Source organism: bacterium, from assembly GCA_030685015.1.
Taxonomy (GTDB): Bacteria; CAIWAD01; CAIWAD01; order CAIWAD01; family CAIWAD01; genus CAIWAD01.
Window position 1 is genome coordinate 1 of sequence record JAUXWS010000058.1, and the last position, 13,858, is coordinate 13,858.

The window sequence follows — 13,858 nt, forward strand, 5'->3', positions numbered from 1 at the left end:
TCATCAATTTTATTCATGGCGAGATCCTTTGCCTTTTCACAACAACCAACCACTTCATATTCTAAATTCCCATCCACAACACCCTTTGCAATCAAAGTCGGGTTCTCTCCGTGGTCAGGGCACTTTACTGAGGATATTGCCTTACTCATATCTTCAATAATTTCACCAATAATAGAATTAATTGACAATGATGCGAAAAATTGCTCCTTCGTCGCAGTTTTTCCGTCTATTTCGTACGAAATCTTAATCATCTCTATCCCTTTCATTTGATAACGAGTAACCTGAACTCAGTGTCTTCACTTACTATTGCCTGAATTGCCAGGCGGTGTCGCTTGCGTTTGCGAAGGCGAAGCTTGGTTAGAGCTCGTACTCCCACCTTCAGAAGGCGGATTCGTAGGTCCAGTCGCGGGAGCTTCACGTGGTAGCCGCTGAACACCTGGGACAGGAGCGCCCTTGGCGATGTCTGAACTCGTTGGCTTCGAGATCTGTGGGATCGGGGCACCTTCATGTAGGGGCTTTTTTTGATCTGCCATGGGACCCTCCTGATTCATGTTTAGACCGACAAATATCGCCGTAAGAACAATTCCAACGATAAAACATGATCCTGTTACGTAATTACAGAATTTTGTGGCATTCGCAAATTTATTGACCTCATCTGCTGCGGCATCTTCGCCATCTTCGTAATATTTTCTATTAATTTCGAGTTGTTCTTCAATGCCTTTTTGACTTATCATAAATGATATTATTACTAATATGATGCTGAATACAAATGCAATCCATGATATCAATAACACCCATGTGTGCTCGGCAACTGCCCATTGTCTGGTGTTTCGTATAAACGCGATTGAGAATCCCAAAGCGGCAACAGAATAAGATAGAATCGCTTTATCATAGTTTTCTGAATTCGATAGTTGTCTTTTATAGAGCTCTTCCTTTTCCTTCATCCAGATACTTATGCGTTCAGTCTGATCTGGCATTGGTTCACGTAGAATTTGAACTTCTTGAACGACTAACTCTCTTATGAGAGTAGCATCGGAATGCCTAATGAACAAACCGCCCGCGCGCGGAAGGACCCCTTACAGCCAAGGTGCCCCGGCGGGGCCCGCCGCTTTGCCGCGGGACACCCCCCCGCCAGCCGCCAGGCCGGGCTAGGCAGACCAGGTTGCGCCATCCAGCCGGCCGGCCGGCGTGCGCCATCCACAAGCCCCCATGGCCGGCAGGACCTGCCGGCGCGCGCGCCGTCCCGGCCCGCAGCCGCTGCGCCGTTGGGCCAGCAGGCCGCGTGTCCCGCCTTCAGCGCCCCGCTCCGCCCTGGGCTGGCCCGTTCACCCCGCCGCTGGGCTGCCGCCCCCGGCAGCTGCAATGTCCGAGAACAGTGATTCTCGGACTCAGTGCCCGGCGCCTGGCGGGCGATCCCTTTGACACGCAAAGGCCGCCTTGATCTGGGGCGGCATGATCTCGGACTCAGTTTCCGGGTTCTGGGCATTTGGGGCCCCAGATGATCAATCCCCGAAGGGGTCCGCCGTCTGGTCGTCGTCGTCCTGGGGCACCTCCACGCCGGCGCCTGGCGCGCCCATGGCCTCCACGCCCAGGCCACGTGGCGCGCCGCCGGCCTGCAGGGCCTTCAGTTGGCCCGGGGTCATGGTTGCCCGTACACGTTCCAGCAGGGCGCCCACGCCGGCGGCAGCCGCCAAGGCACCCAACTGTGCGCCGCCCTTGACGCCGCGCGCCTGGCCATCGGCGATCTCCTTGGGCGTCGCCTTCAGGTTCCGCAGGTGCCTGTCCACAATCTTGGACAGGAAGTCCAGGGCCTTGGGCTCCATGGTGGCGCAGTCATGGACCAGGCGCACGTAGGCCGCGCCGGCCACCAGAATCTGGCGCAGGTCTGCGCCGGTGTTGAGCCCGGTGTAGTCCCGGTAGATCTCGGCGACGTAACCCTCCAGGGCCCGCTGGCGATCCTGATCCTTCGGGAAGACCGTCGGCACGACCACGCCGGCCGGCAGCTCCAGCCTGGCCTCCAGATCGCCGGGCGACACGTCCTGGTGCAGCGCGCAGCGCAGGCCGGCCGCGGGCACATAGACTCGGCAAACCCTGCCGTCGCCCAGGTCCGTGCCGCAGCGCGGGCCTATCGAGACGGGCCCGGCCTGGTCGCTGGTATCGATCTTCCCTGGCTCCTGCTTCACGCTCACCTCCATGGGTTCCCCTCTGGACCCGCCGCCCAGCTTTGGGCGGGCGGGCTCACGCGGAAGTCGCGGTCCATTTCCGCGCCCTAAGTGCCTGTCCCATTAAGAGAATCCTCGCATCCACATACCCCCATTTGCCTTGCCAGCTCTCGAAGCGCCTGCACTTCCCGCGTTTTCTCAATTCTGAGAATCCGGGCACCGTTTTCTCATTTCTGAGAAAGTGGCCGTCACACTTTGATCCGCCGCTTGACCTTCGGCCTGGGCGCGCGGCGTGGTTTGAGCTCCGGCTCTTCCACCGGGCGTTTGTAGGCCTGGAGCTTGGGGTTGGGCATGGTCTCGATGAGTGGCGTGATCGCCTCTTGCAGTTCCTTCCAGGCCGTGGCGGTCAGCCGGCCCTGGGCGTCCTTCATGACCGAGTCGAACTCCGTCTTCGAAATGCGACCGATGCGCCGGAGGACCTGGGCGACGGTGCGGTTGTAGGCGTGTGCGAGCAGGCTGGCCACCTTATGCGGGTCGAGGAAGGTGGTCTCGTTGGCCGGCGTCGTGCGGAAGAGATGCGTGGGCGTCTCGATCTGCTCGTTTCCGATCAAGTGGATCTTCATGAGGTCGGCCAGCTCTTCCTTGCGGCCGTAGAGGATCTTGGCGACGCTGGACAGGCGGTCGTATTCGACGGCGATGGCGGAGAGGTCCATCGGTTCGATGTGGGCCTGGGGCAGGCCGCGTGCGACGACCTCGCGCCAGAGGCTGCAGCGGATCTTGTGGTCGCAGTAGCCGCAGTACTTGTTGAGCTGGGGCTCGAAGCACGTGGAGCGCTCGCACCTGCGCACCAGCGTGACGATCTGGTGGAGAGCGAGGCTCAAGTCGGACGGGGTGCGCCTGGTCCGTTGGATGGTTCGGTGCCGGAGCATGATGAAGTCGAAGTCGACGGGCGTGTCGGGTGTGATGGCGAGGGCCTCGGACTCGCGCACGGCGATCTCGTAGATGGACGACTGCAGGGACTGCCTGAGTTCGTCCTTGGTGTAGAGCATGCGGTTGGTTTTGTAGTCGCGGATCTTCACGACGCCTTCGGGCGTGACCTCCAAGCGGTCGATGAAGCCGACAAGCAGGATGTCGCCGTCGGGCTCTTCGAGCACGAGTTCGAAGGGCCACTCGAGTCCGATGATCTGGTCGGCGTAGAAGTCGCCGGCGGCGAGGTATTCGACGAGGATGGCCTGGGCGTCCTGGAGGAGCTGGCCGCTGGCCTGCGGGTGTTCCAGGAAGGCCTGGGAGAGGCTTTCGAAGAAGAGCTTCTGCTGGTACATGATCCGGCCCTTGTGCCTGGCCTTGTGGAGAACCTGGCCAGCGAGTTCCAGCGTGCGGTGACACAGGTTGCCGAGGAGAGCAGGGGACATGGGGTCGGGCAGGGGCAGGACGTTGTCGGCACCGTAGATCTGCGGATCCAGGTATCTGGCCTTGTAGGCGAGTGGGCACCTGGCGTAGGTGTCGAGGCGCGAGAACGACCAGTGCTCGTTGTGGACAATGAAGCCCTCGGGAATGGCGGGCTCCAAGAGGGGCGTGTCCTTACGGCACATTGTGTCGAGGCTGCAGGGGCTAAGCATGGGCGTGTCCTTCCCGGTGGTCGGGGAGTGGGGTGAACGTGGCAGGGCGGGGCTGTGTGGCCCAGGACGGGCGCCTGGCGCGGCGCGGGCGTGTGCGGCGCAGCGCGGGCGGAAGCAGGGGGAACGGCAGTTGCCGGAAAAACAGCGGGGGGAACGGGGGGAACAACACGCGTGGTGCTTGCTGCGTTTTATCCCCGTTAAAAACAAGATGCCCAATGGACCGTTGGATCGCTGGAAAAACCATGGAACGGGGTGGTGAAAAAAAGAAAAAGTGGGACGACCGCTGGCTCGCGACCGCACGACGACTTACAATTAAAAAAGAGCAATTTTCATTCGTCGAGCGGTCACGATCCAGCGGGCAGGATTTTCTTTTTTTTGCACCACCCCTATCTCTGGTATTTTGTTTGGACAGCGGTCCAGCAAAGCTATTTGGACGCCCGATTGCCCAAAGCAAAATGCCGGAATGCCCCACTGGTCGCGACCATTCGACCAAGCAGGACCTTTGTATCACGATGTCCGCCTTCGTGGTTTTGGTCGAATGGTCGCGACCAGTCCTTGATTCAGGACCGAATTCTTGGACAGCGGGACAGAGGCCACTCATTTGCGCAGCCCTCGCATCGCGCGAAACTCCGTCTCGAACACACCTTCCATCTCGTCCACCCACTTCTTCACCCGGTCGTATTCTGCCCCGCGTGGAGCCCAATGCCGGTTCAACCAGTGAGAAATGGTGTTGGCGTTGACGCCCAATTCGTCCGCCAGCTCCTGCCGGGTGAGACCCAGGTCGATCTTCTTGTGCGCGAGGGCGCGCAGCATGGGGTCTTCCAGCCGGCCGTCGACGCCCCGTGGCCATCCCCGACCGTTGGGGCGGTATTTGGCAGTTGCGCGCGCCTGTGACGCGTGCTGGTCGATGTGTGCCGCGACCTGGCGCCCAAGGGCTTCGATGCGTCTGTTGAGTTCCTTCATCCCATCGATGATTTCGCGTTTGTCGCGCATCTCAGGGGTTTGACGGTAGCTCTCCAGTGCCTTGCTTGTCATGATGCCGATGTTCTCCGCAAGGCGGCGTTCGCGCGTGGCCAGGTATTCCATGAGCCGCGGGGAGAGCTTGTCCTGGTTGGGGTCGAGGGTGGGGGTGTCGCCCATCGGGGGTTGTCTTTCTGTTGGCGATTCTCATTGACTCAGCTTGCGTCGGCGGCGTTTGCGGACACGTCCAGCAGCCCGCGCTTGGCCGCCAGTGCCTGGTCGCGTTCATCCACCAGCTGCTCGATGCACTGGGCGATGGCGTAGGGGTTGTCTACTCCGTTGTGGGTGGTGTCCGGAACGCCAGCCTTGTCCAGGACGCGCCAGGCGTTGAACAGGGCTTCGTGGGCGTGCTCTGGGGAGAGGGTGATGCGCTTCTTTTTCTCCTTGACTGACGCCAGCAGGATGTTCAGCCAGGCCTTCAGGTAGGTGATCTCCTTGGCCATGTCTGCGATGGCGTGGGGCACGTCGTTGACGATGAAGTTGTCGCCCACCATCTGGTGCAGATGGCCGGCGTTGGCCAGGGCGATGTTGGCGGCGCGCAGTGCCCCCACGGGATCGCCTTCGACTTGCTTCAGGTTGAAGTCGACGGCCCGCTGGGTCAGGACCTCGCCCGGCGCCGTCAGGCAAACTTCCTCCGCCAGGGACCTGGCCAGGCTACGGCCACAGTTGCCCGTGGCCCGTTCATATCCGGCGGCGACGCCCAGGTGGAAGCACTCGCGCTCAATGGTTGTGGCGTAGAGGCTGTTGGCTTTCATGGCAGGGTCTGCCACGTCGCGGCTGATCAGCCCGAGCTGGTGGCCTTTGGCAAAGGCAGAGCAGATGTCGATTGCTGTCTGTGAGATGTTCACGGGGACGTCCTTTTCTATTGTTTTTCTTGTCCATCAGGGTGTTCCATCCTGCCCTGTGTCACATTTGCATTGACCTTCGGCCATGCCACGTGCCGCAATGGGGCACGCCCCAGCGCCAGCGGGTGGCGGCCACCAGGGGCGTGCCGACCATCAGTTATCACGTGGCCGCGGCCTAGCGTCCTCCTCCAGCGCCCCGCCAAAGGCGGGCGCGGCGCAGTGTGTCCACGGGCCGCTTTGTCCAGCACGGGCAGTGGGTGGCCTGGTGGACCTCCTCGTCCAAGAACTCAGGGCGGTGAATGACGGGCGCGGTCCAGAAGTGTCCCAGGCACGAGTAGTACCACTGACCTTCGTCGTTGATGTAGAACACGCGCCAGTAGAGATGCGTCCAGGCCGGCAGCGTCCCGGCGAACCGGTAGTGCGTCGTCATCACTTGGACCTGGACCAGGGGATGCGCCAGCCACGGGTTGTCGGCCACCTGCAATTCCCAGTTGTGGTATCTGGCCTTGGGCAGCCAGGCGAAGCGCGTGCCCGTGGCCGGGACGCAGTGCTGGCCGTAGGTCGGCGTGACCAGCTCGGGGGCATCCTGGGCGATGGCGCCAAGCGCCAGGACGAGCACCAGGATGAGAGCGATTGCGGACGTCTTCATGTGCATTCTCCTTGGTTGTTGATGGGTCTTGCGGGGTGCTTAAGAATTGGCGTCGCCGCCCGTGCTCTTGGCCTTCAGGTAGGCGTGGAGAGCGTCCGTGACGCGCGTGGTGGCGCTGTGGAGGTGCTGGTGGTCAATCGGGCCGTGGGCATCGACCGCGTACGTCAGGCTACCCAGGATCAGGCCCAAGAGGTCCTCGCGGCGGATGGGCCGGCAGCGCAAGGCCACCACGTGAGGAAGCTCGTCCCAGGGCGTGTCGCGTGGGACAATCAGGGCGTCCATGATGCCGGCCAGGACCTCGGCGGCGCTTGGGTTTTGGCCAAGGGGGCGCATGGGATCATGCCTCCCGCTGCGCAGGCTTCCGCCACCAAGGCGGCCGTGGCAATGCGTCCAGCATGGCCCGCCGCTCCTTGGCTGCGATGACGCGTGGGTCGTCATCCGGAAGCGGGCGCTGGTAGAACAGAGTGGCCATGGGAATGGACGGCTTGAACCGCAGGTGGTGGTGGCTCTTCCCAGAAAGGCATGCTTTGGCTTGGGACTCGAATTTCCCGATATGCTCCAGGCCCAGGCTCTCGTCCGTGTCCAGGTCTTCCAGGAGGTCACGCAGGACGACCAGGAAGTCCCGAACCGTCCGGCGGGCATCGCGGTCCGAGTAGCCGAATGCGGCCCGGAGGCGCAGGGCCAGGTGCTGTTTGTTGAGTGTGCTCATGGATGTCCTCGCGTGCTCGCCTGGGGCCGCGGGCGCCCCAGGCAGGTCCTGGTTGTCAGTCGTCGAAGGGGTCGCCGGGCTCCGCCGTCCTGGGCTTGGGGTCGCCGGCCGTCACCATCGGCTCGGGCTGGCCGATGCCGCAGGCTTCGCCCTCCAAGTGGATCACGGTCACGCGCCCGCTCAGCTCGTCGAAGTCGGCGCGGTAGGGATGGTCCTGGAAGAAGAGAGGCCAGCGCTCGCGCATGGCGTTGAGGTCTTCCGCCGGCTGGCGCAGCCTGGCCAGCTGGTTTTCCACATAGGCGATGGTGGCCTGGCAGCGGATCACGTCGTTCATCTTCTCGCAGGACTTCAGCGCCTTGGTGGCCGTCACCGAGTCACTCAGCATGCCGCCGAAGAACCATGCCCAACTCGGGTCGCTCGTGATGGCCTGGAGTTCGAACACGTGCTTCAGCTGGCGGTCGTAGGCATCCAGGTCCGTCTGTGGCGGGCGCGGCGCCTTCACCCCTTCCGGGGCAGGCGTGGTCGCGTCCTGGGTGTGTTGCTTGGCTCTCGTCATGCGCGGGCTCCTATGAAGTGGGGTTGGTGACGAGGGTGGGGAGGCCCTTGCAGGCGCTTTCCGTCGCGTCAAGCAGCGTGATGGCGTCGCCCTGCAGGCCGGTGTCGCGGCGGGTCTCGGGGAGCATGACGCGGATGAGCTCGCGCGCGCCGGCGAGGCCTTGCAGGGTGGCCGCCAGGCGCATGAGGAGGTCCTGGCGGGAACGTCTGTCGTCGGCCTGGGCGCCAGCCTTGACGCGCTCCATGAGCACCCTGGATTCCAGCAGTCCCATCTCGCCCGTGCTTTGGATGGCCTCGGCAATCGTGGTGATGGCTTCGCTGGCGGCCTCCGATGCCGCAGCCGTGGCGGCAGCTGCCTCCGACAGGCCGCGGGCGATCTCCAGGCGCCAAGCGGCGCGGTCCGTGGCCACCTGGCGACGGACGTCGTGGCGGTGCCACAGCCATGCGAGGGGCAGACAAACGGCGACAATGCCCAGTGCGACAAGCTGGGTGGTCATGCTTTCTCTCCAGAGGATTTGGTCAGCAGGAATTGGGCGACGTCGTCAGCCAGGTAGAGGACGACGGCGCCGACTTTTCGCCAGGGGAGGGGCTGGCTGCCGGCGTAGCGCCAGTTGCGGATGTTGGAGCGCTTCTGGTGAAGGACGGTGGCGGTTTCGACCTCTGTCAGATAGGCCGGCGGGCGCGCGGGGTCGTGTCCAAGCTCTGTGCGGATGGCCGCCAGGATTCGGCTGGAGTCCTCGGACGCGATCTTCACTTTGCGCCACATCCGTTGGCGCACGTGGGCGCGATGGTGACGCGCTTGGAGGTTTGGATGGGAATGGGCATGCCGCCTCCGCCGTTGGTGTTTCCCACCAAAGGGGCGGCGAAAGGGCCGAAATCGGACAGGGGGTTCGAAAAAGGTGAGAAAAATGCGGAGGGCACAAGACTAAGCGGGCATGGAAGAGACCTTCCAGTTCGTGTGCACGATTACGGTTGTGAGCGCGGCCGGCCACCAGAACGCCGCACGTGGCTTCAGTGTGCCCCCCACACCTAGGTCGTCCATGAAGTCCGGCAGCAGGACCATGCCTGCCTTGCGGAAGAAGTCGCAGGCGGCGTTCCGGCCCATGGCGCTGTGCCCGGCCCGGTCATGCACCTGGTGTGCGCGCCGCACCAGGTCCTCCATCCACTGGTCCTCGTCGCTCTTGACGCAGCAGTGCTGCTTGATGGCGTCCAGGTAAGTATGGCCGGTATCGTCTACACCGAAGGCGGCCAGGAACTCCCAGTTGACCCAGCGGGGATCCGTGTTGATGTCCTCGCGCAGGGGTGCGCCAGGCCGCCGCTTCTTCTTGGGTGTGGCCATGGATGACCCTCCGTGCCTACCTGTCCCTTTCGGCCAGAAGCCCGATCGCCAGCTCCAAAGCACGGGTGGTCATGTGGCGCTCGTGAGGCGTTGGCCAGCGGGCGTGAATGAACCGGCCAGGAGTCAGCGCTTGCAGGCGCGCGATGCCCGCCGCCAGGTCCTCCACGCGCACCTCCATGAGCAATTGCAGCCGCACCGGAAGCGGCTGCAGGGAACTCGCCAGGGCCAGGACCTGGCGGGCGGATTTGATCCGGTGGCCAACCTTGGCCGGCGGGGAGGCCCGCACCTGCTCCAGGATGGACTCGGCCTCTCGCTCAAGTTGCGCGGCCTCTTCCATCGCCTGAGCTTGGCAGAACGCCCGGCGCAGGGCATTCCTGGCGCTGATGCGGTCCGCGCGGCCACGGTCCTCCCCGAACACTAGAGTCTCGCGCCGCTGCAGCGCGCCACGTTCCCGGGTCAGGAAGTAGGCTCCGCGGATGTCACGCATTGAATAGGGCGCCAATCGCTGCAGCTTCTCATTCATGGACAGGCCGCGGCGATCCAGGAGATGCAGGATCTCCCAGGCTTCCGGGGTCGCGAAGAACAGGGGCTGCGCGCCCCCCGGCCAGCGATCGATGGCGTCAACCCTCATCGTCGTCCGCGGGGTCGGGTTCGGGCGTCAGGTCTGCAGTCTCGCGGGGATCGCTGCCCGCTCCAGCGACGCCGCCGTCCACGATGTGGATCCCGATCTCCTGGCTGGTGGCCAGCTCGAAGAGAACCATGAGGTCCTGCTCGGTCGCCCAGGCCTTCACGCGCTCGCGCGTTCGCTCCGTCATCATCGAGGCCTCGCGCAGGGCCAGGAACTTGAGCTTGGGATGCATGGCCGCGCCCATGGCCAGCGAGACCTCCAGGCGCTCGGCGTCGCTGGCCTGCGCAAAGGGCTTCCCGCGGTAGAGGATGGTGCCGTCCTCGGTGATGGCCAGACCGTCGATGGGCAGCTTGGCGCTGAGCAGCACCTGGGAGATCTCGTCGTTCACCGCGTCGATGCTGGTGGTCAGGGTTTCGCTCTCGCCCTGCAGGCGCGTGACCTCGGCCTCCGTTTCCCGGTACTTCCTGGCCTCGCGGGCCAGCTCGTTGTCGGCCTCTGCCGTAGTCAGCTTGGCCCGCAGGGCCTCCAGGCCTGACGGCTGCAGGGCATCCACGAGCAGCTTTTTCTCCTTGCCCTGCGCCACCAGGCTGGTCACACGTTCCCGCGCGGCCGTGAGGGCAATCTCCAGGCGAGCAACCTCGGCCTTGGCCTCGGCATGTTCCTGGTAGAGATCATGCAGCGCCTGGCGCGTGGCGGCACCCGCGTCCTCCACCAGCCGCGCGGCGTCCATCTGGCGGGTCAGCTCCGTCAGGCTGACTTCCTCGGGGACACTTGAGGCCGGCATGTCCAGGGCGTCCAGGCGCAACTGGGCGGCTTTCAGGTCGCGGTTGACGTCCGTCCGCTGATCGTAGACCCCCTGGCGCCGGGTCTTCAGCGCATCGATGGGCTCCTTCACGCCGGCCAGGTCGATCATGACCTTGCTCTGGTGCTCGGCCTTCATGCGCACAAACTCGCTGGGGTCGAAGCACAGGGTGTGGTAGAAGGCGTCGAGGATGGCCTGGGGGCTCGGGAAGCTCCCTTTGTCCGGGGTCCAGATCTTCAGGCCCCAGCCGCCCTCGGCCGTGACCGTCCGCGTCACACGGATGCGCCGCGGGCTGTTCGAGCGGGCGTCGTCCGCCGGCGCCAAGTCCAGCACGATGGTGGCCTTCTCGGCGCCCTCGTGCACGGGCTCGCCCGGCGTGACCTTGGCGCCGCCCAGGGCCGTCCAGATGGCCTGGATGACACTGGTCTTGCCCTGACCATTCTCGCCGGAGAGATCGACGGCGTGGGCCGCCGGGTCGAAAGCAATCCGCACGGCCTTCAGGCGCATGAAGTCCTCGGCCTCAAGCCCGACGATGCGGTAGCTGTCCGCCAGCTGGTGGGCCGGCTTGGTGGTCTTCGCCATGGGGGACTGTCCTTTCTGTCAGAAGGGGAGTGGTTCGTCGTCGCTGATGTTGGTCTGGGTGGGCCTTCCTAGCGGCACAGGCGGCTGTGTGGAGGCTGCTGCCGCTGGCTTGGCATCCTGGCCCACGTCCTCCTCTTCCTGGCCTTGGAGGCGCCGCAAAGCCTCGTTCAGGGTTGCTTCGAGCAGGCGGAACGCCCGCACACGCTTCCCACCATCCGTGGGGCGGCTGATGTCGCTCTCCGTGATGACGTGGTGGGTCTTCAGCGTGTTGGTCAGGCGGTTGGTGGTCAGCTTCTTTTCGAAGGGCCACGCGCCATCATCGACGAGCTCGGCGTGAATGGCCTCGGCCAGCTTGTGTGAGAAAAAGACGTGGGGGGCCATCAGGATCTCGTAGATCTTCCGGTCGTCACCCGTGATCAGGTTCAGCAGCGTCTGCAGGATGAGGATGTCCAGGTTCTCGCGGCGGGCCCGCTCGTCCCGCTCTTTCTCCTTTTCCTTCTGGGTCTTGAGAAGGATGTCGACCAGGGACTGCGTTTCGTCCAGATTGGATTCTCGGTCCACCTGATGGGCGATGGTGATCAGGGGGAGCCAGATCTCCCGCTCCCGGCTGATGAGGTCCGGCAGCGCACCCATGAGGTCCACGGTGTAGATCTGGTGCAGCACGAGGAACTTGGTCAGGGCCCAGCAGTGAAGGCGGTTCCTGAGCGCAATCGTGCGCGCCTCGATCTCCGCCGCGTTCTGGGCGTAGTCCTTGAGCCGCACGTCCTTTTGCTTCTTCAGGCTGTGGATGACAACGCAGCGGTTGCCGAAGACATGGTCGATCTCGTTGATGCTGCCCAGGCACTTGGGTCCAAAGGTCTCGAACATCTCCACCATGCCCGTGTCCATGTTCGTGCGGCTGGCGCTCGCCCCCTTCTTGTAGGCGTCGTTCAACAGCAGGCGGATGGTGGCCTCCATGGTCCCGGGCTTGGGGTGGCTCAGCTTCTCCGCCTCGTCCAGGATGACGGTGGAGCGGTTGGCGTGCACCAAACGGAAGAGGGCCGGCTCGGTGATGCTGGTGGTCTTGCGGGCGTTGAAGGCCAGGGCGGCGATGAAGTCCAGCGAGAGGGACTTGCCCGATCCCGTGATGCCGTTGAAGTGCAGGTAGCCCAGCGTGCCGAAGAGCGGGTAGACGTAGGTCATCATGATCCAAAGGGCGATGATGTCGAACTCGTGGTCTGCCGGGTACCAAATGAACTCCTTCAAGAGGGCCCGGATGTCTTGGAAGAGCTCGGCGGTATTGGGCGTGTTGGCGGCCGGGTCCTTCAGGAAGCGCTCGACGCTGAAGGGGATGGCGGATGGGTGGCTCCACCGTGGCAAGTCCGGATCGGGGAAACGCGTGAGTTTGGGGTCATTCACTTGACGATTTTTGTACGGGACCAGCACCACGTGGATGCCGTCATCCGTGATCGACGATTCGATCACGTAGCGCTCTTTGATGCGCAATCCGTTGTCGTCGACGTCCATCCATAGACCGATGTTGGCGGTGGGAAAATTGCTCATGCTGCTTAAGTCCTTTCCGTTGTGAAGGAGAGAGAGGCGATGTAGGGGAGTGTGTCTTCGAAGATGAGCTTGCTTGCGGCGCTCGTTTCCATTTGCACAACGGCTTCCTGTGCCCGCGCCCGCTCTGCCTGAGTCGACTTGATCTCTTTCAGCGACGCGCGAAGGCTGCCCATCTGGAGTCCGCAACGCTTCTTCAGCAGATCCAGATAGACGGCCTGGCGCAGCTCAGACAGGGCTGTCATGGACTCCAGGACATCCTGCACCGCAGCCTGATCCTCGCGCCGCATTTTCCCGCCGGCCTTTACGTCGGGCAGCTGTTCGATCTGGTATTCGATCAGGTCCGGCGCGCCATCCAGCAGGGCCTGGAATTCCTCCTTCGTGCCGCCGGCGCGCGCCCAGTCGTTGATGTCCTTCTCGCCCGGCATGTGCAGGATGCGCACCTCGCCGTCCCGGAGGGCGGCCTGGATGGTGCGCGCGGACCTCACCACGCGTCCACGGCCGGCGGCGTCGTTGTCCCAAACGAGGGTGACGTCCTTCAGGTGGGCGAAGAGGTGGGCGTTCTTGGCGACTTCCAGGCCCAGGTTGCCGACGGCGGGGATGCCCCAGGTGTCCACCTGCAGGGCGTCCGGGATGCCTTCCGCCAGCACCAGCTTGCGCTCGGGGTTGTGCAGGGCGTCCACGTTCCAGAGGCCCGCGGCCTGGCCGGCAAGGTGGACGAACTTGCGCCTGTCCTCGGAGTCTGGAAGCGCGCGGAAGGACATGCCCGTGGCGCGGTGGCGTTTGAGCAAGGGGAAGGAGATGCGGGTGTCGCGGAAGAGCAAGCCGCCCCGCTCCGTGCGAAGCCCAGCCTCTTCGAAGTCGGCCTGATTGAACTCGCCCAGGATGGGATGCGTGGCCCTGACCTGATAGACCTTGGCCAGATTGACAAGCCCGACCACGTGCTCCTTCAGGAGTTCCACCACGAAGCCACGGCCTTCCAGATAGGCGCGCGCCTGGCGAGCGGGTTCCGTGTCCGCCATGAGCTGGCCGTGCGCGTAGCGCGCCAGGACGCTCAGGGTTTCCTCACGCTTGTGCTTGGCCTCCTCGACCGCCCGTTCTTCTTCCGTGGGCGGCGCCAGGTCCAGGTGCATGAGCTCGGCTGCGTAGCGCACGGCCCCCTTGAAGTCGAGGCCCTTGTCCGCCATGATGAAGTCAATGGGGCTGCCACCACACGGGGTCGTCTGGTGGCTGGGGCACCACCAGGAGTTGGTCTCGCTGTAAACGATGAACGATCCGTTTTTATCCGCGTGGCCAGGAAGCGGGCAGCGGATGGGCTTTCGTCCCGTGTGATGCGGAACGAGCTTGTCCATGGTCAGCTCGCGCTTGATGCGCTCAGCGAGATCTAGGTAGTGCCCCACATGGGCTCC

Annotated in this window: 17 protein-coding genes; all 17 read right to left on the bottom strand. The window is 63.6% G+C overall.

All coding sequences use genetic code 11. The features are described from left to right. Nucleotides 1–251: hypothetical protein (locus tag Q8O14_07605; protein ID MDP2360603.1), on the bottom strand; the 251-nt coding region annotated here is incomplete at its 3' end. A 45-nt stretch (nt 252–296) separates the two neighbouring features. Further along, nucleotides 297–944: a proline-rich domain-containing protein gene (locus Q8O14_07610; protein MDP2360604.1), complete on the bottom strand. Its 648-nt coding sequence runs from the start codon at nt 942–944 to the stop codon at nt 297–299. Between the two features lie 558 nt (nt 945–1,502). Next, nucleotides 1,503–2,183: a hypothetical protein gene (locus tag Q8O14_07615; protein MDP2360605.1), complete on the bottom strand. Its 681-nt coding sequence runs from the start codon at nt 2,181–2,183 to the stop codon at nt 1,503–1,505. A 227-nt stretch (nt 2,184–2,410) separates the two neighbouring features. After that, entirely contained in the window at nt 2,411–3,781 is a 1,371-nt protein-coding gene (locus tag Q8O14_07620) for a PD-(D/E)XK nuclease family protein (protein ID MDP2360606.1), read from the bottom strand. Nucleotides 3,782–4,378: 597 nt separating this feature from the next. Beyond that, the gene (locus Q8O14_07625) at nt 4,379–4,921 is read right to left on the bottom strand and encodes a helix-turn-helix domain-containing protein (GenBank protein MDP2360607.1); all 543 of its coding nucleotides are present in this window, start codon (nt 4,919–4,921) and stop codon (nt 4,379–4,381) included. A 35-nt stretch (nt 4,922–4,956) separates the two neighbouring features. Beyond that, nucleotides 4,957–5,649: a hypothetical protein gene (locus Q8O14_07630; protein ID MDP2360608.1), complete on the bottom strand. Its 693-nt coding sequence runs from the start codon at nt 5,647–5,649 to the stop codon at nt 4,957–4,959. A gap of 172 nt (nt 5,650–5,821) precedes the next feature. Continuing rightward, entirely contained in the window at nt 5,822–6,295 is a 474-nt protein-coding gene (locus Q8O14_07635) for a hypothetical protein (protein MDP2360609.1), read from the bottom strand. Between the two features lie 39 nt (nt 6,296–6,334). After that, on the bottom strand, nt 6,335–6,628 hold the full coding sequence (locus tag Q8O14_07640) for a hypothetical protein (GenBank protein MDP2360610.1): 294 nt from the start codon (nt 6,626–6,628) through the stop codon (nt 6,335–6,337). Nucleotides 6,629–6,632: 4 nt separating this feature from the next. Next, nucleotides 6,633–7,004, bottom strand: a complete 372-nt coding sequence (locus Q8O14_07645; protein MDP2360611.1) for a hypothetical protein — start codon at nt 7,002–7,004, stop codon at nt 6,633–6,635. Nucleotides 7,005–7,059: 55 nt separating this feature from the next. Next, nucleotides 7,060–7,560: a hypothetical protein gene (locus Q8O14_07650; GenBank protein ID MDP2360612.1), complete on the bottom strand. Its 501-nt coding sequence runs from the start codon at nt 7,558–7,560 to the stop codon at nt 7,060–7,062. Nucleotides 7,561–7,570: 10 nt separating this feature from the next. Beyond that, a complete protein-coding gene (locus tag Q8O14_07655) occupies nt 7,571–8,056 on the bottom strand; it encodes a hypothetical protein (GenBank protein MDP2360613.1) in 486 nt (161 codons plus the stop codon). Continuing rightward, nucleotides 8,053–8,313 carry a hypothetical protein gene (locus Q8O14_07660; GenBank protein ID MDP2360614.1) on the bottom strand — a complete coding sequence of 87 codons (261 nt, stop codon included), beginning with the start codon at nt 8,311–8,313 and terminating at the stop codon, nt 8,053–8,055. Before Q8O14_07660 ends, Q8O14_07655 begins: the two co-directional genes overlap by 4 nt. A gap of 171 nt (nt 8,314–8,484) precedes the next feature. Continuing rightward, nucleotides 8,485–8,898, bottom strand: coding sequence for a hypothetical protein (locus Q8O14_07665; GenBank protein ID MDP2360615.1), 414 nt, complete (start codon nt 8,896–8,898; stop codon nt 8,485–8,487). A gap of 16 nt (nt 8,899–8,914) precedes the next feature. After that, on the bottom strand, nt 8,915–9,529 hold the full coding sequence (locus Q8O14_07670; protein ID MDP2360616.1) for a hypothetical protein: 615 nt from the start codon (nt 9,527–9,529) through the stop codon (nt 8,915–8,917). After that, nucleotides 9,519–10,910 carry an AAA family ATPase gene (locus tag Q8O14_07675; protein MDP2360617.1) on the bottom strand — a complete coding sequence of 464 codons (1,392 nt, stop codon included), beginning with the start codon at nt 10,908–10,910 and terminating at the stop codon, nt 9,519–9,521. The genes Q8O14_07670 and Q8O14_07675 overlap by 11 nt, the downstream gene beginning before the upstream one ends. Before the next feature lie 18 nt (nt 10,911–10,928). After that, on the bottom strand, nt 10,929–12,452 hold the full coding sequence (locus Q8O14_07680) for a hypothetical protein (GenBank protein ID MDP2360618.1): 1,524 nt from the start codon (nt 12,450–12,452) through the stop codon (nt 10,929–10,931). A 5-nt stretch (nt 12,453–12,457) separates the two neighbouring features. Next, nucleotides 12,458–13,849, bottom strand: a complete 1,392-nt coding sequence (locus tag Q8O14_07685) for a toprim domain-containing protein (protein ID MDP2360619.1) — start codon at nt 13,847–13,849, stop codon at nt 12,458–12,460. Nucleotides 13,850–13,858: the final 9 nt, after the last annotated feature.

Excerpts from the sequence above, each read along its gene's own strand:
- Q8O14_07610 (MDP2360604.1), bottom strand. The coding sequence starts at position 944 with ATGAAGGAAAAGGAAGAGCTCTATAAAAGACAACTATCGAATTCAGAA.
- Q8O14_07620 (MDP2360606.1), bottom strand. The coding sequence starts at position 3,781 with ATGCTTAGCCCCTGCAGCCTCGACACAATGTGCCGTAAGGACACGCCC.
- Q8O14_07625 (MDP2360607.1), bottom strand. The coding sequence starts at position 4,921 with ATGGGCGACACCCCCACCCTCGACCCCAACCAGGACAAGCTCTCCCCG.
- Q8O14_07635 (MDP2360609.1), bottom strand. The coding sequence starts at position 6,295 with ATGAAGACGTCCGCAATCGCTCTCATCCTGGTGCTCGTCCTGGCGCTT.
- Q8O14_07640 (MDP2360610.1), bottom strand. The coding sequence starts at position 6,628 with ATGCGCCCCCTTGGCCAAAACCCAAGCGCCGCCGAGGTCCTGGCCGGC.
- Q8O14_07645 (MDP2360611.1), bottom strand. The coding sequence starts at position 7,004 with ATGAGCACACTCAACAAACAGCACCTGGCCCTGCGCCTCCGGGCCGCA.
- Q8O14_07650 (MDP2360612.1), bottom strand. The coding sequence starts at position 7,560 with ATGACGAGAGCCAAGCAACACACCCAGGACGCGACCACGCCTGCCCCG.
- Q8O14_07655 (MDP2360613.1), bottom strand. The coding sequence starts at position 8,056 with ATGACCACCCAGCTTGTCGCACTGGGCATTGTCGCCGTTTGTCTGCCC.
- Q8O14_07665 (MDP2360615.1), bottom strand. The coding sequence starts at position 8,898 with ATGGCCACACCCAAGAAGAAGCGGCGGCCTGGCGCACCCCTGCGCGAG.
- Q8O14_07670 (MDP2360616.1), bottom strand. The coding sequence starts at position 9,529 with ATGAGGGTTGACGCCATCGATCGCTGGCCGGGGGGCGCGCAGCCCCTG.
- Q8O14_07675 (MDP2360617.1), bottom strand. The coding sequence starts at position 10,910 with ATGGCGAAGACCACCAAGCCGGCCCACCAGCTGGCGGACAGCTACCGC.
- Q8O14_07680 (MDP2360618.1), bottom strand. The coding sequence starts at position 12,452 with ATGAGCAATTTTCCCACCGCCAACATCGGTCTATGGATGGACGTCGAC.